Annotated in this window: 21 protein-coding genes; 15 read left to right on the top strand and 6 right to left on the bottom strand. The window is 73.0% G+C overall.

Annotated elements, in window-relative coordinates; translation table 11 throughout:
* Nucleotides 1–16: 16 nt before the first annotated feature.
* Nucleotides 17–1,237 (bottom strand): amino acid deaminase/aldolase, encoded by a 1,221-nt coding sequence (locus tag ACFWJW_RS27820; protein WP_387246535.1) that lies wholly within the window; start codon nt 1,235–1,237, stop codon nt 17–19.
* 203 nt (nt 1,238–1,440) lie between these two features.
* Between ACFWJW_RS27820 and ACFWJW_RS27825 the strand changes: the two genes are divergently transcribed.
* From ACFWJW_RS27825 to ACFWJW_RS27840, 4 genes are all read left to right on the top strand, one after another.
* On the top strand, nt 1,441–2,760 hold the full coding sequence (locus tag ACFWJW_RS27825; protein WP_387246537.1) for a hypothetical protein: 1,320 nt from the start codon (nt 1,441–1,443) through the stop codon (nt 2,758–2,760).
* Nucleotides 2,757–3,926 carry a type VII secretion-associated serine protease mycosin gene (mycP, locus tag ACFWJW_RS27830; RefSeq protein ID WP_387246539.1) on the top strand — a complete coding sequence of 390 codons (1,170 nt, stop codon included), beginning with the start codon at nt 2,757–2,759 and terminating at the stop codon, nt 3,924–3,926. Before ACFWJW_RS27825 ends, mycP begins: the two co-directional genes overlap by 4 nt.
* A 67-nt stretch (nt 3,927–3,993) precedes the next feature.
* Complete coding sequence (locus tag ACFWJW_RS27835) at nt 3,994–4,725, top strand: SseB family protein (protein ID WP_387246541.1); 732 nt, start codon at nt 3,994–3,996, stop codon at nt 4,723–4,725.
* A gap of 115 nt (nt 4,726–4,840) precedes the next feature.
* Complete coding sequence (locus ACFWJW_RS27840; RefSeq protein WP_387246543.1) at nt 4,841–5,602, top strand: MIP family channel protein; 762 nt, start codon at nt 4,841–4,843, stop codon at nt 5,600–5,602.
* A gap of 91 nt (nt 5,603–5,693) precedes the next feature.
* On the opposite strand, the gene ACFWJW_RS27845 is transcribed toward ACFWJW_RS27840, so the two are convergent.
* A complete protein-coding gene (locus ACFWJW_RS27845; protein ID WP_042157078.1) occupies nt 5,694–6,074 on the bottom strand; it encodes a DUF1844 domain-containing protein in 381 nt (126 codons plus the stop codon).
* Nucleotides 6,075–6,407: 333 nt separating this feature from the next.
* Between ACFWJW_RS27845 and infC the strand changes: the two genes are divergently transcribed.
* The 10 genes from infC (at nt 6,408) to ACFWJW_RS27895 (ending at nt 17,709) form a co-directional block, all read left to right on the top strand.
* Nucleotides 6,408–7,103, top strand: a complete 696-nt coding sequence (gene infC, locus ACFWJW_RS27850; protein WP_085925913.1) for a translation initiation factor IF-3 — start codon at nt 6,408–6,410, stop codon at nt 7,101–7,103.
* A 123-nt stretch (nt 7,104–7,226) separates the two neighbouring features.
* Complete coding sequence (gene rpmI, locus ACFWJW_RS27855; RefSeq protein ID WP_016576627.1) at nt 7,227–7,421, top strand: 50S ribosomal protein L35; 195 nt, start codon at nt 7,227–7,229, stop codon at nt 7,419–7,421.
* Nucleotides 7,422–7,523: 102 nt separating this feature from the next.
* The gene (gene rplT, locus ACFWJW_RS27860) at nt 7,524–7,907 is read left to right on the top strand and encodes a 50S ribosomal protein L20 (protein ID WP_018087732.1); all 384 of its coding nucleotides are present in this window, start codon (nt 7,524–7,526) and stop codon (nt 7,905–7,907) included.
* A 132-nt stretch (nt 7,908–8,039) separates the two neighbouring features.
* A complete protein-coding gene (locus ACFWJW_RS27865) occupies nt 8,040–8,894 on the top strand; it encodes a TrmH family RNA methyltransferase (protein WP_387246546.1) in 855 nt (284 codons plus the stop codon).
* 83 nt (nt 8,895–8,977) lie between these two features.
* Nucleotides 8,978–10,138: an ATP-binding protein gene (locus tag ACFWJW_RS27870; RefSeq protein WP_387246548.1), complete on the top strand. Its 1,161-nt coding sequence runs from the start codon at nt 8,978–8,980 to the stop codon at nt 10,136–10,138.
* A 189-nt stretch (nt 10,139–10,327) separates the two neighbouring features.
* Nucleotides 10,328–11,479, top strand: a complete 1,152-nt coding sequence (gene pheS / locus ACFWJW_RS27875; RefSeq protein WP_387246550.1) for a phenylalanine--tRNA ligase subunit alpha — start codon at nt 10,328–10,330, stop codon at nt 11,477–11,479.
* Nucleotides 11,479–14,004, top strand: a complete 2,526-nt coding sequence (gene pheT, locus ACFWJW_RS27880; RefSeq protein ID WP_387246552.1) for a phenylalanine--tRNA ligase subunit beta — start codon at nt 11,479–11,481, stop codon at nt 14,002–14,004. The genes pheS and pheT overlap by 1 nt, the downstream gene beginning before the upstream one ends.
* A 371-nt stretch (nt 14,005–14,375) precedes the next feature.
* The gene (locus ACFWJW_RS27885; protein ID WP_387246554.1) at nt 14,376–15,611 is read left to right on the top strand and encodes a PP2C family protein-serine/threonine phosphatase; all 1,236 of its coding nucleotides are present in this window, start codon (nt 14,376–14,378) and stop codon (nt 15,609–15,611) included.
* 161 nt (nt 15,612–15,772) lie between these two features.
* Nucleotides 15,773–17,110: a transcriptional regulator gene (locus ACFWJW_RS27890; RefSeq protein WP_387246556.1), complete on the top strand. Its 1,338-nt coding sequence runs from the start codon at nt 15,773–15,775 to the stop codon at nt 17,108–17,110.
* Nucleotides 17,111–17,178: 68 nt separating this feature from the next.
* On the top strand, nt 17,179–17,709 hold the full coding sequence (locus tag ACFWJW_RS27895) for an NUDIX domain-containing protein (protein WP_387246558.1): 531 nt from the start codon (nt 17,179–17,181) through the stop codon (nt 17,707–17,709).
* A gap of 30 nt (nt 17,710–17,739) precedes the next feature.
* Here ACFWJW_RS27895 and ACFWJW_RS27900 read toward each other — a convergent pair whose 3' ends face one another.
* From ACFWJW_RS27900 to ACFWJW_RS27915, 4 genes are all read right to left on the bottom strand, one after another.
* A complete protein-coding gene (locus ACFWJW_RS27900) occupies nt 17,740–17,997 on the bottom strand; it encodes a hypothetical protein (protein WP_168478294.1) in 258 nt (85 codons plus the stop codon).
* 535 nt (nt 17,998–18,532) lie between these two features.
* Nucleotides 18,533–19,624: an NAD(P)-dependent alcohol dehydrogenase gene (locus ACFWJW_RS27905; protein WP_387246560.1), complete on the bottom strand. Its 1,092-nt coding sequence runs from the start codon at nt 19,622–19,624 to the stop codon at nt 18,533–18,535.
* 104 nt (nt 19,625–19,728) lie between these two features.
* Nucleotides 19,729–20,199 carry a DUF4334 domain-containing protein gene (locus tag ACFWJW_RS27910; RefSeq protein ID WP_387246564.1) on the bottom strand — a complete coding sequence of 157 codons (471 nt, stop codon included), beginning with the start codon at nt 20,197–20,199 and terminating at the stop codon, nt 19,729–19,731.
* 224 nt (nt 20,200–20,423) lie between these two features.
* Nucleotides 20,424–21,281: a 3-hydroxybutyryl-CoA dehydrogenase gene (locus ACFWJW_RS27915; RefSeq protein WP_387246618.1), complete on the bottom strand. Its 858-nt coding sequence runs from the start codon at nt 21,279–21,281 to the stop codon at nt 20,424–20,426.
* Nucleotides 21,282–21,439: 158 nt separating this feature from the next.
* Between ACFWJW_RS27915 and ACFWJW_RS27920 the strand changes: the two genes are divergently transcribed.
* Nucleotides 21,440–22,690 carry a glycoside hydrolase family 10 protein gene (locus ACFWJW_RS27920; protein WP_387246566.1) on the top strand — a complete coding sequence of 417 codons (1,251 nt, stop codon included), beginning with the start codon at nt 21,440–21,442 and terminating at the stop codon, nt 22,688–22,690.
* The last annotated feature ends 48 nt before the right edge of the window (nt 22,691–22,738 follow it).

Here is a 22,738-nt window from a genome sequence, read left to right on the forward strand (position 1 = left end):
GGGGAGGGGCGCGCCTTCACAGGAAGGCGTGTCCCTCCCCCCGGTACGTCGGCACCGTGTCCACCACCCGGTCCCCGTCGATCAGATGCAGCTCGGAGAACCGCTCACACAGCTCACCGGCCTTCGCATGCCGGAACCACACCTTGTCGCCGATCCGCAGCCCGTCCGCGGCCGGCCCCAGCAGCGGAGTCTGCACCTCCCCGGGGCCCTCCTGCGGGTCGTAGCGCAGACCGGCGGGCAGATACGGCACCGGCAGCCGGTCCGGGCCCGCCACCCCTGACGCGGGATAGCCGCCGCCCAGCACCGTCACCACCCCGGGGCCCGGCCGGCGCACCACCGGCTGGGCGAACAGCGCCGCCGGACGCCCGCTGAACGAACGGAAGTTGTCGAACAGCCGCGGCACATACAGCCCCGACCCGGCCGCGATCTCGGTGACCGCCGCCTCCGCCGCGGTGTGCTGCACACTGCCCGTCCCGCCGCCGTTGACGAACTCCAGGCGCGGCGCCACCGCCCGCACCGCCCGGACGGCCGCCCAGCGCCGCTGCGCCAGCTCCTTGCGCGCCGCCGCCTGCATCACCCGGATCGTCCGCGAGAACACCGGCTTGCCGGCGACCTCGTCACCGACCCCCGCCACATGCCCCTCGTACGCCATCAGCCCCACCAGCCGGAACCCGGGGCGGCGCACCACCGACCGGGCCAGCGCGGCCAGTTGGCCGGGCGTCCGCAGGGGGGAGCGGCGGGCACCGACCCGCACCTTGCCGCCCAGCAGCCGGTAGGAGGTGTCCAACTCCAGGCACACCCGCACCTCCTCGCCCGGTCCGCCGGACGGCCGGGCGGCGTCGATCAGATCCAGCTGCACCGGGTCGTCGACCATCACCGTCACCGCGGCCGCGAGTTCGGGACCGGCGGTCAGCTCGGCGAAGCCCGCCCGGTCCGCCGACGGATACGCCAGCAGGACGTCCCGGAAGCCCGAGCGCGCCAGCCACAGCGACTCGGCGAGCGTGAAGCTCATGATCCCCGCGAAGCCGTCCCGGTCCAGCACCCGTTCCAGCAGCGCCCGGCAGCGCACGGACTTGCTCGCCACCCGGATCGGCTTGCCCTTCGAGCGGCGCACCAGATCGGCGGCGTTGGCGTCGAAGGCCCGCAGGTCGACGACGGCCAGCGGGGCGTCGAGGGAGGCGGTGGCCCGGTCGTAGGCGGCTTTGTCGGCATCCGCGCCGGATGTGTACTGGGGCATGGCCGCAGCCTGCCAGACCCCGCTACCACTGGGTAGGGGAGAGATTGCGACAGAGCGGACAGGGGTTGGAGCACCGACGGCACCAGCCCTTACAGTGGCTCGACACCGCAACCAGCAGGTCAGCGGCGTGTTGTCCGGATACGAACCACCGTGCCCCGATTGCGGATCGGGCCCGGTGGTCAGCGGTGCAAGGGGGAGCGCGGGTGAGCACCGACGCCGAATTCGCCGATGCCCGGCACATTCCACCGATACCCCCGCAGCCGCCCCGGCAGCCCGCCCCGGCCGGGACGCCGGAGCCCGAGGGGGACCCGCGGACGACAGTGCTGCGCCGGGTGCCGGCCGAGCCGTCGGCACCGGAACCCGGGGCGCACCCCGTCCCGCCGCGCCCCACCGTCCCGCCGCCCGCCGGTGCGCAGCCGCCGCCCCACCCGGACCGTGCGCCCGGCGCCCCGGCGGCCGCCCCCACCCCTCCGCCGCCCGCCGGCCGCCCCGCCGCCTTCCGCGACACCGCCGCCTTCCACCTGGCCAACAGCCAGAAGCTGTGGGGCGACTCCCGTGAACCCGCCGCCGGCAGCGGGCCGGGCACCCCGCCGGCCCCCCGCCACCCGGCCGCCGGCCCCTCGGCGGCCCCCGGCGGCATGCCGCCCCGGCCCGCGGCCGAGCGTCCGCCACACCTCCCCTGGCCACCGACCGCCGCTCCGCACCCGGGAGTTGGGCCCGCCACCGGCGCACCGGGACGGCCCCGGTCCATCCGCCGCCCCGGCCCCCGGCTGCTCGGCGCCGCGGCCTGCCTCGTCCTCGGCATCGGCCTCATCGGCGGTGCCGCGGCCGGGAGTTGGCTCACCGACGAGGCCGACGCCGCCCGGCCCACCGCCGAGGCCGCCTTCGCCAAGGGCCGCGACGTCTGGCACAACACCCCGGTCGACCGGCTCTTCCCGCGCACCGTCAACGGCCTGGGCGTCGGCCCCGGCGGCGCCGACCGGACCTGGACCCGGATCGCCGTCGCCCCGGACGGCGGCTGCGGCCACGCCTACGACCCGAAGCTCGCCGCGGCGCTCGCCCGGGCCGGCTGTGCCCGGCTGCTGCGCGCCACCTACGCCGATGCCACCCGCAGCAGCGTCATCACGGTCGGGGCGCAGATCACCAAGGCCGACCAGCCCGGGATGATGGCCCTCAACACCCGCTTCAGCACCAGGAGTCTGGGCACCCGCACCGACCTGCTGCCGCTGCCGTACGCCGCCAAGGGGACCCCGGCCGAGGACTTCGGACGCGCCCAGCGGGCCAGCTGGACCGTCCGGGTCCTCACCGACATCCCGGTCGTGGTCTACGCCGTCTCCGGCTTCGCCGACGGCCGCGCCGTCACCGAGCCGCAGCCCGCCGAGGCCGCGGTCCGGCCCGGCGTCACCACCGCCCCGGCCGAATCCGGCCTGGGCCACGACGCGAAGGGCCTGGCGGACCGCATCGGGACGGACTTCCGCAAGGCGGCCGGCAGCCCCACGCAGACGACGGAGGCTTCGTCATGACGCACACCGTGCTGCGCGGCACCGCCCTCGCGCTGGCCTCCGCGGCGCTCGCCGTGCTGCCCGCCGTCCCCGCCCGCGCCGATGCCCTCCGCGCCCAGGAGTGGGCCCTCCAGGCCGTCCACGCCCAGCAGGCGTGGCGCACCACCAAGGGTGAGGGCGTCACCGTCGCGGTCCTGGACACCGGTGTGGACGCCAACCACCCCGACCTGGAAGGCCAGGTGGCGCCGGAACGGGACCTGGTGGGCTTCGGGGCCGGCCCCGGGGACGCCGCCTGGGCCCGGCACGGCACCGGAATGGCCAGCATCATCGCCGGTCACGGCCATGGCGCGGGCCGCGAGGACGGGGTGCTGGGCCTCGCCCCGGCCGCCCGGATCCTGCCGGTCCGGGTGATCCTGGAGGACGACGACCCGCAGCGCGGGCGGGCCCGCACGGAGAAGGCGGGAGCGCTCGCCGACGGCATCCGCTGGGCCGCCGACCACGGCGCCGACGTGATCAATATGTCGCTGGGCGACGACAGCGAATCCGCGCACCCCGAGCCCCGCGAGGACGCCGCCATCCAGTACGCCCTCGGCAAGGGCATCCCCGTCGTCGCCTCCGCGGGCAACGGCGGCGAGAAGGGCAACCGGGTCTCCTACCCCGCCGCCTACCCGGGCGTCATCACGGCCACCGCCGTCACCCACCTGGGCGGCCGCGCCCGGTTCTCCACCCGCCACTGGTACGCCACGGTCAGCGCCCCCGGCTACGACATCATCATGGCCGACCCCGAGGACGACTATCTCTCGGGCTGGGGCACCAGCCCCGCCGCCGCCTTCGTCTCCGGCGCCATCGCCCTGATCCGCTCCGCGCACCCCGATCTGAGCCCGGCCCAGATCCGCCGGCTGCTCACCTCCACCGCGCAGGACAGCCCCGAGGGCGGCCGCGACGACGACTACGGCGCGGGCCTGATCGACCCCGCCGCCGCCCTCGAAGCGGCGGCGGATCTGCGGCCCACCGCGCAGAAGCCGTCCCCCGCCGCCTACGCCGACCGCTACTTCGGCCCCGGCCCCACCGCGGACGACGCCGCGGACACCGGCGCCCCCTGGCTCCCCTGGACCGCCGGCGCCGTGGGCGTGGCCCTCCTCGCGGCCGCCGCCGTCCTCTGGCACAGCCGGAAGTACGGCCCCTGACCGGTCGCCGTCCACCGGCGCCCCCGCACCCGGTGACGCCGTGCGGCCACCCGATACGCTCGGGCGCGTGCAGAAGAACATTCCCGACCCCGGTTTCGGCGACGACGACGGCTCCGCCGACCCGGCCCTGACCGCGGCCCTGGCGGCCTACGACCGGGACCGGAGCGCCGAGCCCGAGCTGCTGTCCGCGCTGGCCGGCGCACGCGTCCTGGTGCCCGTGGTGGCCGTCCTCGGTGAGGTCGAGACCGGACCCGACGGCCTGCGCCGGGAGAAGACCAGCGATATGGCCGTCCCCACACTCCAGGCCCCGGACGGCCGCCGGGCGCTCCCCGCCTTCACCTCCATGGAGACCCTCCGGCGCTGGCGCCCCGATGCCCGCCCGGTCGCGGTCCCGCTCCCGCAGGCGCTGCTCGCCGCCTCCCACGAGCAGGCCGACACCGTGGTCGTCGACCTGGCGGGACCGGTCACCTACCAGCTCACCGGCCCCGCCCTGCGCGCGCTCGCCGAGGGCCGCACCAGCGCCGACCCGCTCGCGGACCCGGCCGTCACCGACGCCCTGCGCACCCTCCTCGACGCCGAGTCCGGCGTGCTCGTCGCCCACCTCCTGCCGTCCGCCGAGACCGACGCCACCCTCGCCCTCGGCCTGGCTCCCGACGCCCCGGCCGCGGAGGTCGCGCAACGGCTGGCGCAGGCCCTGGCCACCGACGAGGTGCTGCGCGGCCGGCTCGTCCGGGGCCTGGACCTGGCCCTGCTGCCGCCCGGCGGCGCGACCGCCGGGGAGCCGTTCCACCGGCGCTGACACCCACGGCCGGGGCCCGGGGCCACCGGCCGGGCCCCCGGCCGTCAACGGGCGGGTTCGTCTCCAGGGCCGCACAATGCGAGGAGAGCTCAAGATCCACGCGAGGAGAGCCCCCATGGAGAAAACGGAGATCTCGTCGGTATTGACCCGCACGGTCGTATCCGAGTTCCTCGGCACCCTGCTCCTGGTGTTCTTCGCCGTCGGCTCGGCAGTGCTGGCGGGCGAGTACATCGGCACCTTCGGCATCGCCCTGGCCTTCGGCTTCACCATGGTGGCGCTGGCCTACGCCCTCGGCCCGATCTCGGGCTGCCACTTCAACCCCGCGGTGACCCTGGGCATGCTGCTGGCCCGCCGGATCACCCTGCGGACGGCCACCGAGTACTGGATCGCCCAGGTGGTCGGCGCCATCGCCGGCGCGGCCCTGCTCTTCCTGGTCGCCAAGCAGATCCCGGGCCTCCAGACCGATGGGTCCTTCGGCACGAACGGCTGGGGCGACCGCTCGGCGGTCCACCTCAACCTCGGCGGTGCCTTCGTCGCCGAGATACTGATGACCTTCCTGCTGGTCTACGTCTGGCTGTCGGTCACCCACAAGGTGGCCGTGATCGGCTTCAACGGCATGGCCATCGGCCTGGCCCTGGCCGCCGTCCACCTCATCGGTGTCCCGCTCGACGGCACCGGCGTGAACCCGGCGCGCTCCATCGGCCCGGCGCTCTTCGCGGGCGGTGCCGCCATCACCCAGCTGTGGCTGTTCATCGTCGCGCCCCTGATCGGCGCCGCCATCGCGGCGGTGGTCCACCAGATCACCCATCCGCCGCACGAGCCGGTCCTCGTCGCCGACGAGCCGATGCCCTACGAGCCCGCGGACGACGGGCCCTGAGGCGCAGAGCCCGCACCGCACACACGACGGGCCCCGGCCGCGTCCCGGCCGGGGCCCGTCGTCCCGTGCGTGCGGCGCTCCGCCGCCCGGCTCAGCCGAAAACGGGGCCGGTGTACTTCTCCCCGGGCCCCTGGCCCGGCTCGTCCGGCACGACCGACGCCTCGCGGAACGCCAGCTGGAGCGACTTCAGACCGTCGCGCAGCGGGGCCGCGTGGTACGAGCCGATCTCGGTGGCGCTGGCGGTGACCAGCCCGGCCAGCGCCTGGATGAGCTTGCGCGCCTCGTCGAGGTCCTTGTGCGCCGCGCCCTCCTCGGCGAGCCCGAGGTTGACCGCCGCCGAACTCATCAGGTGCACCGCGACCGTGGTGATCACCTCGACCGCCGGCACCTCCGCGATATCACGGGTCATGGCGTCGAAGTCGGGATTCGCCGCGTGCGCTGCGTCGGGCTGCTGCGGGGTCTGGTCACTCATGTCTTCGGGCTTCTTCCTGCTGAGGGGACGCCTCCAGCCTATGGGCAGCGCGCCCGGACCCCGCGTCCGGGAGCGTCATCCCGGCCCCGGGGCAGGTTCGCGCCCGCACAGAAGTGGGTGCCACCCCTTGACTCGTGTATTCTGGTGTTCCGACCGGCCGGACACGCATGTGACCGGCCCACAAGTGGAGGCTCCGATCTCCCACCCGGCCGACCTCACGGTTGGCGGGTCAACGGTCCGGCTGCGCCCCGCGGAGACTTCGCGGCGGTGCTCCAGATCCACGTGGAGCCCCGCCTGTGTCCCGTCCGGGGCGTTTTTCATGTACCGGCGCGGTTGGTCACACCGAAAAGACGTTACGCGGCAGTCCGCCAGGCCGTCGCGTGGTGCTACCGAGGAGGATCCATCAGCGCCGAGCCCCGCATCAACGACCGGATTCGCGTCCCCGAGGTGCGACTCGTCGGTCCCAGTGGCGAGCAGGTCGGCATCGTGCCGCTTGCTAAGGCCCTGGAGCTTGCGCAGGAGTACGACCTCGACCTGGTCGAGGTGGCGGCGAACGCCCGTCCGCCGGTCTGCAAGCTCATGGACTACGGAAAGTTCAAGTACGAGTCGGCCATGAAGGCCCGTGAGGCGCGCAAGAACCAGGCGCACACGGTCATCAAGGAGATGAAGCTCCGGCCGAAGATCGACCCGCACGACTATGACACCAAGAAGGGTCACGTCGTCCGGTTCCTCAAGCAGGGTGACAAGGTCAAGATCACGATCATGTTCCGTGGTCGCGAGCAGTCCCGCCCCGAGCTGGGCTTCCGGCTGCTCCAGCGGCTCGCGTCCGACGTGGAGGACCTCGGCTTCATCGAGTCGAATCCGAAGCAGGACGGCCGAAACATGATCATGGTCCTCGGTCCGCACAAGAAGAAGACCGAGGCGATGGCCGAGGCCCGTGAGGCGCAGGCCGCCCGCAAGGCAGAGCGTCAGGGTGGAGCTTCCGAGGAGCCCGCCGAGGCGCCCGCCGAGGAGCCCACCGGGGCGTGACCCCGAGGCGTCGGCCCCGGTTCGCGCCGGGGTGCCCCGCCCCGGACATCAATCGATATACATGACGCTCCCGCTCGCCGGTCCGTGCCTGCGGGAGCGCCAATGACGAGGAGAGAACGGCGCATGCCGAAGAACAAGACGCACAGCGGTGCCAGCAAGCGCTTCAAGGTCACCGGTTCCGGCAAGGTGCTGCGTGAGCGCGCCGGCAAGCGCCACCTGCTCGAGCACAAGTCGTCCCGCGTGACGCGTCGCCTCACCGGCAACGCCGAGATGGCCCCGGGCGACGCCGCGAAGATCAAGAAGCTTCTCGGCAAGTGAGCCGACGCGCCCCGTTGACCGGGGGCGCGCGACTCGGACCGGGACCCAATCGATTCGGGCCGTTGTGACGACAACCACGGCCCCGCTACAAGGAGTTAACAAGTGGCACGCGTCAAGCGGGCAGTCAACGCCCACAAGAAGCGCCGGGCGATCCTCGAGCAGGCCAGCGGCTACCGTGGCCAGCGCTCCCGCCTGTACCGCAAGGCGAAGGAGCAGGTCACCCACTCCCTCGTCTACAACTACAACGACCGCAAGAAGCGCAAGGGCGACTTCCGTCAGCTGTGGATCCAGCGCATCAACGCCGCTGCCCGCGCCAACGGCATGACCTACAACCGCTTCATCCAGGGTCTGAAGGCCGCCAACATCGAGGTGGACCGCAAGATCCTGGCCGACCTCGCGGTCAACGACGCCAACGCGTTCGCCGCGCTCGTCGAGGCTTCGCAGAAGGCGCTTCCGAGCGACGTCAACGCCCCGAAGGCTGCCTGAACTTCAGCCTGACGACGTGATGACGGACCCGCAGGCCCCGGCCTGCGGGTCCGCCGCTTTTCCGGACCCGGCCCGGCCCCGCGCACGGACCGGGCCCCCCACGCACCGCACAACAGAAGCGAGCCGCCGCCCATGGGCACCCCCGAGCTGATCTCCCCGCGATCCCCGCGTGTCACCGCCGCCCGGCGGCTGGCCCGCCGCGCCTTCCGCGGCAAGGAGCGCCGGTTCATCGCCGAGGGCCCGCAGGCCGTACGGGAGGCCATCGCGCACCGCACCGGCGGTACGCCCACGCTCATCGAGCTGTTCGCCACCGTCGAGGCCGCCGAGCGGCACACCGAGATCATCGAGGCGGCCCACGTGGCCGGGGTGCGGGTCCACCACGCCGATGACAAGACCGTCGCCGACATCTCCCAGACCGTCACCCCGCAGGGGCTGCTCGGCGTCTGCGAGTTCCTGGACTCGCCGTTCGAGGAGATCCTCGCCGCCCGCCCGCAGCTGGTCGCGGTGCTCGCCAACGTCCGTGACCCCGGCAACGCCGGCACGGTGCTGCGCTGCGCGGACGCCGCGGGCGCCGACGCGGTCGTGCTGACCGACGCCTCCGTGGACCTGTACAACCCCAAGTCCGTACGGGCCTCGGTCGGTTCGCTCTTCCACCTGCCGGTCGCGGTGGGTGTCCCGGTCGAGCGGGTGGTCAGCGGACTGCGGTCGGCCGGCGTACGGATCCTCGCCGCCGACGGTGCGGGCGACCGTGACCTGGACGCCGAACTGGACAGCGGCTCCATGGGCGGGCCCACCGCCTGGGTCTTCGGCAACGAGGCGTGGGGACTGCCGGAGGAGACCCGGGCGCTGGCCGATGCCGTGGTGCGGGTCCCGATCCACGGCAAGGCCGAGAGCCTCAACCTCGCGACCGCCGCCGCGGTCTGCCTCTACGCCTCCGCCCGCGCCCAGCGCAGCCCCGGCGGCTGCCGCGCGGTGTCACCCGCCTGAGGGGTGTCCCTCCGATCTTCGGGGCACTTCCGGTGCGAGCTAGTAGGCTTGCGTGCTCGGGGGCCCGGAAGGGGGTAACGGGGATGAGTGTGAGGACTTCCGGCACCACGGTCACCGCTGACGGCCGCCGGTCCGAGGGGCTCGTGGGCGAGGTGTCGCCCGCTCCGGCCGGAGAGCCGGAGGCCCTGCGGACCGGTCTCGGAGTGGACCCCGACGATCTGCCCGACGGCCTGGTCGTCGCCGACGAGACCGGCCGGGTGATCTGCTTCAACGCCGCCGCGGCCAGGATCACCGACATCGCCCCCGAGGACGCGGTCGGCCGCCCCCTCGAACACGCCCTGCCGCTCCAGGACATCGAGGGCCGCCGCTGGTGGCGGCTCACCGACCCCTACGGCGGGCTCGCCATCCGCCGCGGCCAGCCCGAGCGCAATCTGCTGCTCGGCGGCCGCGAGGTGCTGGTCTCCGCCCGTTATGTCCGCAGCCGCCCGACCGGGCCCGTCCAGCGGCTGGTGATCGCGCTGCGCGGCACCGAGGCCCGGCGCCGTACGGAGCTCAGCCATGCCGAGCTGATCGCCACCGTCGCCCATGAACTGCGCTCGCCGCTGACCTCCGTCAAGGGCTTCACCGCCACCCTCCTCCAGAAGTGGGAGCGCTTCACCGACGACCAGAAGCGGCTGATGCTGGAGACGGTGGACGCCGACGCCAACCGCGTCACCCGGCTGATCGCCGAGCTGCTGGACATCTCCCGGATCGATTCGGGGCGGCTGGAGGTGCGCCGGCAGCGGGTCGACATGAGCGCCGCGGTCCGCCGGCACGTCCAGGCGCAGACCACCGCCGGCCAGCGCCCGGACCGCTTCCTGATCCGGATGCTGGAGCCGCTGCCCGATCTGTGGGCGGACCCGGACAAGGTGGACCAGGTCCTGGGCAACCTGCTGGAAAATGCGGTGCGCCACGGCGAGGGAACCGTCACCATCGAGGTCGGTCCGGTATCGGACGAGACCAGCACGGAGGGGACGAGCGTCACCGTGAGCGACGAGGGCCCCGGCATCCCGGAGGAATCGATGAGCCGCGTCTTCACCCGCTTCTGGCGGGGCAGCAAGCGCGGCGGCACCGGCCTGGGCCTCTACATCGTCAAGGGCATCGTCGAGGCGCACGGCGGGACGATCACGGTCGGCCGGGCGCCGGCCGGCGGCGCCCAGTTCCGATTTAGCCTGCCCGTCGCGACGCCGGCCTTCCTGGCCTGAGCGCGCGCGACGGGCGCCTCGCGGGGCCACGGGCCGGTCACCGGCGGCCCGCCCCTTAGACTTGACCTTTGGCACCTTTGGCGCACAGGCATCGCGGGCACAGCGCGGGCTCGGCATCCGACCTTTGTGATCGAGGAGCCGAGGCGAAGCGAGCCAAGCCAAGCCAGTCCACCGGAAGCACGGGAAGAGATGTCCGCACCCAATAAGTCGTACGACCCTGTCGAGGTCGAAGCCCTGAAACCGGAAGAGATCGCCGCACGGCTGGACGAGGCGCTGGCCGCCATCGCCGCCGCGGACGGTCTGGAGGCGCTGCGTGAGGTGAAGGTCGCGCACACCGGCGACCGCTCGCCGCTCGCGCTCGCCAACCGTGAGATCGGCGCCCTGCCCCCGCACGCCAAGGCGGACGCCGGCAAGCGCGTCGGCCAGGCCCGTGGCCGGGTGAACCAGGCGCTCAAGGCCCGCCAGGAGGAGCTGGAGGCGGAGCGCGACGCGCGGGTGCTGGTCGAGGAGGCCGTGGATGTCACGCTGCCTTACGACCGCACCCCGGCCGGCGCCCGGCACCCGCTGACCACCTTCATGGAGCGGGTCGCGGACGTCTTCGTGGCCATGGGCTACGAGGTCGCCGAGGGCCCCGAGGTCGAGGCGGAGTGGTTCAACTTCGACGCCCTGAACTTCGTGCCCGACCACCCGGCGCGCCAGATGCAGGACACCTTCTTCGTGCAGGGCGGGGGCACCTCCCGGACGGAGTCCGGGGGAGGTACCGAGGGCGATGAGAGCGGCGTCGTGCTGCGCACCCACACCTCGCCGGTGCAGGCCCGTACGCTCGTCGACCGCGAGCCGCCGGTCTACGTCGTCTGCCCGGGGCGGGTCTACCGCACCGACGAGCTGGACGCCACGCACTCCCCGGTCTTCCACCAGATCGAGCTGCTCGCCGTCGACGAGGGCCTGACCATGGCCGACCTCAAGGGCACCCTCGACCACATGGTCCGGGCGCTCTTCGGTCCGGACATGAAGACCCGGCTGCGGCCGAACTACTTCCCGTTCACCGAGCCGTCCGCCGAGATGGACATGGTCTGCTACGTCTGCCGTGGCGAGTCCGTGGGCAACCCCGACCGGCCCTGCCGTACGTGCTCCAGCGAGGGCTGGATCGAGCTCGGCGGCTGCGGCATGGTCAACCCCAAGGTGCTCATCGCCTGCGGCGTCGACCCCGAGAAGTACAGCGGCTTCGCCTTCGGGTTCGGCATCGACCGGATGCTGATGTTCCGGCACAACGTGGAAGACATGCGTGACATGTTCGAAGGCGACGTCCGGTTCACCCGGCCGTTCGGGATGGAGATCTGATGCGGGTCCCGCTTTCTTGGCTGCGGGAGTACGTCGACCTGCCGGCGACGGAGACCGGCCGTGACGTACAGGCCAAGCTCATTGCCGTCGGCCTGGAGGTCGAGACCGTCGAGCGCCTCGGCGAGGGCCTCAAGGGCCCGCTCGTTGTCGGCCAGGTGCTGACCATCGAGGAGCTGGAGGGCTTCAAGAAGCCGATCCGCTTCTGCACGGTGGACGTGGGCCAGGCCAACGGCACCGGCGAGCCGCAGGAAATCGTCTGTGGCGCGCGGAACTTCTCCGTCGGCGACAAGGTCGTGGTCGTGCTGCCCGGCGCCGTGCTGCCCGGCGACTTCAAGATCGCCGCGCGCAAGACGTACGGCAAGAAGTCGCACGGCATGATCTGCTCCGGCGACGAGCTGGGCATGGGCGACGACGGCTCGCACGGCATCATCGTGCTGCCGCCCGAGTACGAGGTCGGCACCGACGCCATCGAGCTGCTGGAGCTCGTCGACGAGGTGCTGGACATCGCCGTCACCCCGGACCGCGGCTACTGCCTGTCGATGCGCGGCGTCGCCCGCGAGACCGCCACCGCCTACGGTCTGCCGCTGCGCGACCCGGCGCTGCTGGACGTGCCGCCGCCGAACTCCACCGGCTACCCCGTCCAGGTCTCCGACCCGCTGGGCTGCGACCGCTTCACCGCCCGTACGGTCACCGGTCTCAACCCCGAGGCGCGCTCCCCGCTCTGGCTCCAGCGCCGCCTCCAGAAGGCCGGGATGCGTCCGGTCTCGCTGGCCGTCGACATCACCAACTACGTGATGCTGGAGCTCGGCCAGCCGCTGCACGCCTACGACCGCACCAGCGTGGACGGCCCGATCGGCGTCCGCCGGGCGGCCCCCGGCGAGAAGCTGACCACCCTGGACGGCACCAAGCGGGTGCTGGACGCCGCGGATCTGGTCATCACCGACAACCGCGGCCCGATCGGCCTCGCGGGCGTCATGGGCGGTGCCCACACCGAGATCGCGGCCCCGGCCGCGGACGCCGGGACCGGCGAGGTGCGCGGCACCACCGACGTCGTGATCGAGGCCGCGCACTTCGACGCGCTCTCCATCGCCCGTACGGCCCGCCGGCACAAGCTGTCCTCGGAGGCCGCCAAGCGCTTCGAGCGCGGGGTGGACCCGGAGGCCGCGTCCGCCGCGGCGCAGCGGACCGTCGACCTGCTGGTGCTGCTCGCCGGCGGCACCGCCGGGGAGGGCGTCACCGAGGTCGTCACGCCCCGCGGGCCGCGCACGATCACCCTCTCCGCCGGCCACCCGGACAAGGTCGCCGGTGTCGACTACGGCCGGGAGACCGTCGTCCGCCGCCTTCAGCAGGTCGGCTGCGACGTCTACGGCCAGGACGAGCTGGTCGTGACCGTGCCGTCCTGGCGGCCGGACCTCAACGAGCCCAACGACCTGGCCGAAGAGGTCATCCGGCTGGAGGGCTACGAGAACCTGCCCTCCACCCTCCCGAAGCCGCCCGCCGGCCGGGGGCTGACCGAGCGTCAGCGGCTGCACCGCCGGGTCGGCCGGGCGCTGGCCGGTGCGGGCTACGTCGAGGCGCTGAACTACCCGTTCACCGGCTCGCACGTCCTCGACCAGCTCGGCATCGAGCCGGACGACCCGCGCCGCGCGGCGGTCACCCTCGTCAACCCGCTCTCCGACGAGGAGCCCGATCTCCGTACGACGCTGATCCCGGGCCTGCTGAACGCACTGCGCCGCAACTACGGGCGCGGCACCCACGATCTGGCGCTCTTCGAGACCGGACCGGTCTTCCGGGCGACCGGCGACGAGAAGCCGGCCAGCCGGCTGGTCGTCGACCGCCGGCCGACCGACGACGAGATCGCCTCGCTGGACGCCTCGCTCCCGCAGCAGCCGCGGCGCGCCGCCGTGGTGCTCGCCGGGGGCCGTGAGCAGGCCGGCTGGTGGGGCGACGCACGTCCCGCGATCTGGGCGGACGCCATCGAGGCGGGCCGGACCGTCGCACGGGAGGCGGGTGTGGAGCTGATCGTCCGGCAGGACCAGCACGCGCCGTTCCACCCGGGCCGCTGTGCGGCGCTGCTCGCCCTCGTCGACGGCGAGGAGATCCTCGTCGGCAACGCCGGTGAGCTGCACCCCCGCGTCATCAAGACGCTGGCCCTGCCGGAGCGCACCTGCGCGATGGAGATCGACCTGGACCGCCTGGAGCGGGCCGGCACCGGCCCGCTGCGCGCCCCGAAGATCTCGGCCTTCCCGGTCGCGACCCAGGACGTCGCCCTCGTGGTCGACGCCGGTGTCCCGGCGGCGGAGGTCGAGGGCGCACTGCGCAGCGGTGCGGGTGAACTGCTGGAGTCGCTGCGGCTGTTCGACGTCTTCACCGGCGAGCAGATCGGCGCGGGCAAGAAGTCGCTGGCGTACGCGCTGCGCTTCCGCGCCGCCGACCGGACGCTGACCGCCGAGGAGGCTTCGGCGGCCCGTGACGCGGCGGTCGCGGCCGCCGTGGAGCGGACGGGAGCGGTGCTGCGCGGCTGAGCGTGACCCGCGGCGCCGCGACGGCGTGCTCAACGGGGTGAGGGCGTGGACGGCAGGACCGTCCGCGCCCTCACCCCTTTCGGCGTGCGGCGGACGGGTGCTGCGGGGGTGGTGGGGCGCGGCGGGACGGCCGGTGCCGTGAGGGAGACGATCGGATACGTACACCATCACCCCATCGGGTGATGGTGTACGTATCGTCGTCGGATGGACACGGAACGTCGCGAGAATCGACCGGGTCGGCAGGGCCCGTGTGACCGCGGCAGCGGGCCGGACCGACCCGCTCAGCACCTGGGGGACCACCGGCGAGCGTGCGTGCCGGACCTCGCGAGCCCGCCCTGATCCGAACGACGCGCCCTAGGGAGACCACCGGGATGATCCGACACCGGGCGAGGCGTGGCGCGCGTGCCGGGGCGGCAAGCGCCCGGCGCGCCTTCGTCTTCGTCCTGCCCGGCCTCTGGGTCCTCGGCGTGGTGGCCTGGGAGCTGAGCCACCCGACCAGCGGCCGGCTGCTGCAACTCCTCGCCGCCGCACCGGCCATCGCCTGCGCGGGCACCGGCCGCCGCCAGTGCGTGCTGCTCGGCGGAGTGTGCGCGCTGCTCGCGCTGCTGCCGTTCGGCGAGGTGGAGCCCGGGGCCGGGTGGGGCACTCGCCTGATGACCTGCGGCGCGGTCCTCGCGGTGATCGGTGCCAGCTATCTGACCGCCGGGCGGCGGCTGCGGCTGGTACGGGAGCTGGAGCGGACCCGGGAGGTCGCCGCCACCGCGCAGCGGGTGCTGCTGCGGCCGTTACCGCGGCGGATCGACGGAGTGCTGCTGGCGGCCGACCATCTCTCCGCGAGCGAAGGGGCCGTGGTCGGCGGGGACCTGTACGAGGTCGTGGGGACCCGGCACGGCGTCCGGGCGGTGATCGGGGATGTGCGCGGGCACGGGCTGGATGCCATGGGCACGGTCGCGGCGATGCTCGGCAGCTTCCGCGAAGTGGCGCACGACGAGCCCGAACTGGGGGATGTGCTGCGCCGGCTGGAGCGCTCGCACCAGCGGCATCTGTGGGAGCGGGCGCGCCCCGGACGGCCGGTGGCCGGCGGGGAGCCGAGCGGCCCGCTCGCCGAGGAGTTCGTGACGCTGCTGCTCGTGGAGGTGGCCCCGGACGGATCCGTCACGGCGCTCAACTGCGGGCATCCGTGGCCCTACCGCATCGCCTGCGAGGCGGTCGCGCCGGTCGCCCCGGCCGATCCGATGCCGCCGCTGGGCCTGTTCCCGTTACCGGCGGAGCTGTCCGCGGTGTGCTGCGGGCAGCTGCGGCCCGGGGAGGGGCTGTTTCTGCACACCGACGGGGCGGCCGATGCGCGGGACGCGGCGGGGGAGTTCTTTCCGCTGACCCAGGAGCTGCGCAGCAGCGTCGAGGCGGCCGCGGCCCCGGGCGGGCCCTCGCCCGCGGGGGTGGTCGGGAATGTGCGCCAGGCGTTACTGCGGCATGCGGGCGGACGGCTGACGGACGATGTGGCGCTGCTGATGCTGAGCAACGACCGGGTGCGGGTGCCGGCGCAGTCGAGGCGGGGCCCGCGGGCCGCCGGGCCCGGGCGGGTGGAGGCGGGACGGGCCGAGTAGCAGGGGCCGCTCTTCTCGTACCGCCGCGGGGCCCATGGCAGCCACGCCTCTTCACACCCCGTGTGAAGAGGCGTTCACTACGCTCAACTGACGGAGTGGTCCTGTCGACAAGGCCATGGGCCGGCGGTCCGCGGACGGGCCCGGCTCACCGGGAGGCCGGTATGGAGCCCAACACCCTGCTGGACGCGATGCTCGACGAGTCCGGGATCTCGCATGCCGGACTCGCCGCGCGGATCAACCGGCTCGGCCGGCGCCGCGGTCTGGCGCTGCGGTACGAACACACTGCGGTGGCCCGGTGGTTGAAGGGGCAGCGGCCGCGGGGGCAGGTACCCGATCTGATCTGCGAGATCCTGGGGGAACGACTGCACCGGCCGGTCGGGCTCGCCGACATCGGGTTCAGCGGTCCGGGGGCGCGGCGGGCCGCCGACACCCCGCTCTCCGGCTTCGTCGAGCGCGCCACCGCGCTGTGGCGGTCCGATGAGCAGCAGCGGCCGCACATCCTCGACGCACCGGCGCTCACCGGCACCTCGGCGGTCATCCCCGTATGGGAGTGGGAGAACCCGCCCGAGGACTCCGATGTCTCGCGCGACGGGCTGACCCGGGTCGGCATGGCCGACATCGAGATGCTGCGCACCGCGCGGACGCACTACGAGACGATGTACCGGAAGGCGGGTGGTGTCGCGACCAGAGCACGCATCGTGGGATTCCTCAACGCCGAGGCGGCGCCGCTGCTGCGGGGCAGCTACAGCGATGCGACGGGGCGTCAGCTCCACCGGGCGACCGGCGGACTGGTCGCGGTCGCCGGCATCTGCGCGTACGACTCGGACGCTCTCGGGCTGGCCCAGCGCTACTTCCATCAGGCGCTCCGGCTGGCCAAGGCCAGCGGGGACCGCGGCCTCGGCGCGTATGTCATCGCGCTGCTGGTCAACCAGTCCCTCTTCGTACGGGAATACCGCCAGGCGGTCGCCTTCGCGGAGGCGGCGCTGCGGGCCGCGGGTCCGCAGATCACCCCGGCGCTCTCCGCGGACCTCTACGCGATGCAGGCCAAGTCCTACGCCCGGCTCGGCGACGGCGCCGGCGCGCTGTCGTGCATCCGGCGCGCGGAGGCGGCCGCGGAGCGCATCCGGCCCGGTCTCGAACCGGCGGAGACGGGCTATGTCCAGCCCGGCCTGGTGAACGTACAGGTGGCGGAGGCGCTGCTCAGCCTGGGCGACTTACGGGCCGCCCGGGAACAGGCGGACGCGGCCGTCGACACTCCCGCACACGACCGCGGCCGGGTCCACCGGCTGGCCATGCTCACCCATATCGAGCTGCGTCAAGGCGATGCGGACCGGGCCGTGGCCAATGCCGCGGAGATGACGGAGCAGGCCCGCGGCATGGAGTCGCAACGGCTGCGGGACCGGCTGCGGGCGGTGCGCGAACATCTGGCGGAGACCGGGAGCTCCGCGACGGACGAGGCTGCCGATCTCATCGACGAGGTGCTGCGCGTTCCGCTGTAGGGCGTAAGACACGCCCCTGACCGGGCTCGTGTCACCTTGCCGGCCCTACAGCGGAAGGTGGCAGTTACGTGCGTTGGAACAATCTCAGCGAAAAGCCCGTCTACGCGAATCCCTGGTTCCGGGTCAATCTGGCCGATGTGGAGCTGCCGGACGGCCGGCATCTGGATCACTATCTGATCCGGATGCGCCCGGTCGCGGTGGCCACCGTGGTCAATGAGGCCAACGAGGCGCTGCTGTTGTGGCGCCACCGCTTCATCACCGACACCTGGGGCTGGGAGCTGGCCGCGGGCGTCGTCGAGGACGGTGAGGATCCCGCGGCGGCGGCCGCCCGCGAGATGGAGGAGGAGACCGGGTGGCGCCCCGGGCCCCTCCACCATCTGCTCTCGGTGGAGCCGTCCAACGGCCTCACCGACGCGCGGCATCACATCTACTGGTCCGACGAGGGCGAGTACACCGGCCCGCCCCAGGACGGCTTCGAGTCCGACCGGCGGGAGTGGGTGCCGTTGAAGCTGGTGCCCGACATGGTGGCGCGAGGGGAGGTGCCGGCCGCCAACATGGCCGCCGCTCTGCTGATGCTGCATCACCTCCGGCTGGGCTGACCGGTACCGGCCGGTGACCGTGGTCGGCGGTCACCGGCCGAGGGCCTGCCACACCGCCACCACCAGCGCCGCGAGCCCCGTGAGCGCGGCGAGGGACGGCAGTGGCCAGCGGGTGCTCTCCAGCCGTGTGACGCGGGCCTGGAGGTCCTCCGCGTCCCGCTCGTACTGCGCGGAGCGCTGGGCGAGCAGCGCGAGGTGGCCGTCGACCCGGGCGGTGCGGACGTCGAGCTGACGCCGCAGTTCGGCTAAGTCGGCGGTTACCAGGTCGGGTTCGGGGTGGGCGGTCACGGTCCGCTCCTCATTCCTTCGGTCGGCTGCTTCGGGATCCGTACGGGCCTTAAGTCAACTGTGCTGCGGCGAAGGGCGGGAGCGTGTGCGGCGGGGAGATACGGGTCTGGTCTTCACACCCCGTGTGAAGTGACCCGGGGTGACGGCGTGCGGCCCTTCACACGGGGTGTGAACCACGCACCCCCAGAGGCCCGCTTCACACGCTCCCGTACGCCCCCGCACCGCGCTTCACTCGAAGATGCCACGGGGGCCGACGCCGGCGGACGGGCGCCCGCCGGCCCGGGGTCCGCCCGCCGGTATCTCCCCCGAGCGGCGGGCGGACGGCCCGTGGGCGGTCGTACGGGCCCGCGCGACCGATCGGGGTCGTGCTACTTGATGCCCTGGGCACGGGCGTTGGCCAGCAGCGCCTTCAGGCCGTCGAGGTCGAAGCCGGTGAGGCGGCCCATGCCGGTGGTGGTCCGCACAACGCCTCGCACCGGAAGGCGCGAGGCGGGGGCTGAGCGGGCGGAGGGGGCGGTCCGGAGCGGCCGTGCAACTAGCCGAGGGTGAGGACCGGTTTGACGACGTGGCCCGCCAGCGAAGCCTTGGCGGCGGTCTCGATGTCGGCGAAGGGGAAGGCCGTGATGAGCTTTTCGAGGGGGAGCTTTCCCTGCCGGTGGAGGCTGATCAGGTGGGGGATGGTCACGGCGGGGAGGGCGTCCCCCTCGGTGACGCCCCGGAGGGTGAGGCCCTTGGTCAGCACCGGCATGGTGTCGAACTGTGCGGAGCCGATGCCGACCAGGGCGAGCGTTCCCCGTTGACGCAGGGCGCCGATGGCCTGGGACACGACGGCCGGCCGGCCGGTGGTGTCCAGGGCGTGGTGCGGTCCGCCGTGGGTGAGGTCGCGGACCGCCGTCGCCACGTCCTCCTCGGCGGTGGGATCGACGACGGCCGCGGCGCCGAGCTCCATGGCCAGCGCGCGGCGGGTGGCGAGGGGTTCGACGGCGATGACGGTGTGGCCGTCGGCGACGGCGGCCATGAGGGCGCTCAGCCCGACGCTGCCGGCGCCGAAGACGGCCAGGGTGGCGCCCGGGGACGGCCGGAGGACGTTCTGGACCGTGCCGACCCCGGTCTGCACGCTGCATCCCAAGGGCGCGACCAGGGTCGGGGGGAGGTCCGCGGGGACCTTGACGGTGTTGCTCGCGGTGGTCAGGCAGTGTGTCGCGAAGGCGGACTGGCCGAAGAAGCTGCCATAGGCCGGGGTGCCGTCGGGGTGCGAATGGGGCGTGCTGCCGTCGGGCCGGGAGCCGAGGGCGTTGAGGGCGCCGGACTGCTCGCAGTAGGCCGGGCCCCCGGTCGTGCACGGTTCGCAGGCTCCACAGCTGCGGTAGCTGAGGCAGACGGTGTCACCGGGGGCGACGGTGGTCACCGCGTCTCCCACGGCCTCGACGACACCGGCGCCCTCATGGCCGAAGACCATGGGGAGACGTTCCTGGGGCCAGACCTGCCGCATGGCCAGGTCGGTGTGGCAGATACCGGTGGCGGTGATGCGGACCAGGATTTCGTCCGGCCGTGGTGCGTCGAGGTGAAGCGTGTGGAGGGCGAAGGGGCCGCCGGGGGACTCGACCAGGGCTGCTTGTATCCGCACGTACGTCTTCCTTGAGCTCGTGGCTGCCGTGCACCGGCCGGGACGGAACGTCCCGTGCGGGCGCCGCCGGCAGGGCAACTGGTGGGGACCTCAGGCGCGGATCTTCAGGCGCGTTCGAGGAGGAAGTAGAAGTGGCGCCCCTCATCGAGGACGTTCTTGCCGTTCATGACGCCCAGGAGGGTGTCGTCGCCGGCCCGTTTGAAATGGTCGAGTACGGGCTGGCCGTCGTAGACCATCGTGGCGGTCGTCTCCCCGCGGAACTCCACCATCCACAGGCTCGCCTCGCCCTTGGCCAGCTCTGTGTGGGAGAAGAGCGCGCCCTGCTCGTCCCGGCAGATCAGGGGCTCGACCCGGTCGACGGAGTGGAAGGTCTTGCCGTACCAGCGGGCCTGGGCCAGCAGACCCTCCACCTGGTGGCCGGTGCTGATCCCGGTGCCCTTCCAGGTGCCGAGGATCTCCTCAGGACGTACGGTCTCCAGCGCCGCCCACAGCCGGTCGCACTCACCGGTGTCCGACACCATGTCATCTGCCGCCTGTATGGCGGCAATACGGGCACGGGCCTGCTCGGCGTCCATGTGGCGCTCACTCCCCTTCGTGAAGCATGTCCCTGGGGGCCAGTCTGCCAGCGATCAAGGACGCTTGCCGGGCCATGTCCGCGTACGGAGCGGGCGGCACACCGCTGCGCGGACCAGGTCCCGGCCGGGACGCCGCACACACCCGGGCGCAGCACCGTCATCGGTGCTGCGCCCGGGTGAATGCGCTGGTGAGCCGCGGTACTTGGCGGTGTTCGCCGGGCCCGCTAGTACGAGTAGAAGCCCGAGCCCGACTTCCGGCCCAGCCGGCCCGCGTCGACCATCCGCGCGAGCAGCGGGGGAGCGGCGTACAGCGGCTCCTTGTACTCGTGGTACATCGATTCGGCGACCGAGGCCACGGTGTCCAGGCCGATCAGGTCGGTCAGCTTGAGCGGGCCCATCGGGTGGGCGCAGCCCATCTCCATGCCGTTGTCGATGTCCTCGCGGCTGGCGATGCCCGACTCGAACATCCGGATCGCGGAGAGCAGATACGGGATGAGCAGCGCGTTGACGACGAAGCCCGAGCGGTCCTGGGCGCGGATCGCATGCTTGCCCAGCACGTCCTGCACCAGCGCCTCGGAGCGCTTGATGGTCTCCTCGGCGGTGGTCAGGGCGGGGATCAGCTCGACGAGCTTCTGCACCGGTGCCGGGTTGAAGAAGTGGATCCCGATGACCTGGTCGGGGCGGGAGGTGGCGACCGCCAGCTTCACCAGCGGGATCGACGAGGTGTTGGAGGCCAGGATGGCGTCCGGCCGGGTGATCACCTGGTCCAGGACCTGGAAGATCTCGGTCTTCACCTGCTCGTTCTCCACCACGGCCTCGATGACGAGATCGCGGTCGGCGAACTCCCCGAGGTCGGTGGTGAAGCTGAGCCGGCCGAGCGTCGCGTCGCGCTCCGCGGCGGTGATCTTGCCGCGCTCGGCGGCCTTGCCGAGAGAGTTGGTCAGACGGGTACGACCCAGCTCCAGAGCTTCGCCGGTGGTCTCGGCGACCATGACGTCCAGTCCGGCGCGGGCGCACACCTCGGCGATCCCTGCGCCCATCTGGCCGCAGCCGACCACTCCGACGCGTTCGATGTCGGTCACATCGTGCCTTTCGCTGATCTTCAGGACCGGCGGTACGCCGTAAGGGTCCGGCACCCGCCTCGACCCCGACGTTACTCCGCGCGGTGCTGGGCCACGGGTGGCGGGGCGGGCATTCTGAGCCCCCAGACGGGATGAACCGGACAACTTGGGGACTTTTGATGAGACGGATGACCCGCAGAACGTTCGCCGCGGCCGCGCTGGGGGCGGCCTCCTCGCTGCTCACCACGGGTGCGGCGCCGCCCGCGAGCCGGGCGCCGCGCCGCGAGCTGCGCGGCATGTGGCTGGCGACCGTCGCCAACCTCGACTGGCCCTCCCGCGCGAAACTCGGGCCCGCCGAGCAACAGCGCGAACTGCGCGCCCACTTCGACACGGCCGTCGCGCGCCGGCTCAACACGGTGTTCTTCCAGGTGCGGCCCACCGCGGACGCCCTGTGGCCGTCGCCGTACGAGCCCTGGGCGCAGTATCTGACCGGAGAGCAGGGCCGCGACCCCGGCTGGGACCCGCTCGACTTCGCGGTCCGCGAGGCCCACCAACGGGATCTGGAGCTGCACGCCTGGTTCAACCCGTACCGGGTCGCCAACCACACCGACCCCGGCCGCCTGGTCGCCGGCCACCCCGCCCGCCGGCACCCCGACTGGGTCCTCCCGTACGGCGGCAAGCTCTACTACAACCCGGGCCTGCCGGAGGTCCGCGGCTTCGTCCAGGACGCGATGCTCGACGCGGTGCGGCGCTACCCCGTCGACGGGGTGCACTTCGACGACTACTTCTATCCGTATCCGGTCGCCGGGCAGCGCTTCGACGACGACGCGGAGTTCGAGGAGTACGGCAGCGGCTTCGCGAACCGGGCCGCCTGGCGGCGGGACAACATCGACCGGCTGGTGTACGAGATGGCGCAGAAGCTCCGGGACGGGAACGAGCGGGCCGGGCGCACGGTGCGGTTCGGCGTCAGCCCGTTCGCGGTCTGGCGCAATCAGGGCACCGATCCGCAGGGGTCCCGGACCAAGGCGGGGGTGCAGACCTACGACGACCTGTACGCGGACACCCGCCGCTGGGTGCGCGAGGGCTGGCTGGACTACATCGTGCCGCAGGTCTACTGGCCCCTCGGCTCCGCGCCCGCCGACTACGCCGAACTCGTGCCCTGGTGGGCGCGGACCGTTGACGGCACCGATGTGGACCTCTACATCGGCGAGGCCCTCTACAAGGCCGGTGACACCGAGCCCGCCGCCTGGAAGGACCCGGCCGAACTCTCCCGCCACCTCACCTTCGCCCGCCGCTATCCGCAGGTCGGCGGCCATGTCTACTTCTCGGCGAAGGAGGTGGCCAGGGACCGGGCCGGGGCCATGGCGCGGGTCGTGCGCGACCACTACGGCAGCGCGGCGCGGGCCCGAAGCGCGACGGACCGGCCCTGATGACGGTCCGCGCGGACGGTGGCACCGTCCGCGCGGCCGTGGTGGCGT

The sequence above is a fragment of the Streptomyces sp. NPDC127097 genome, from assembly GCF_042724075.1.
In the GTDB taxonomy this organism is placed as follows: domain Bacteria; phylum Actinomycetota; class Actinomycetes; order Streptomycetales; family Streptomycetaceae; genus Streptomyces.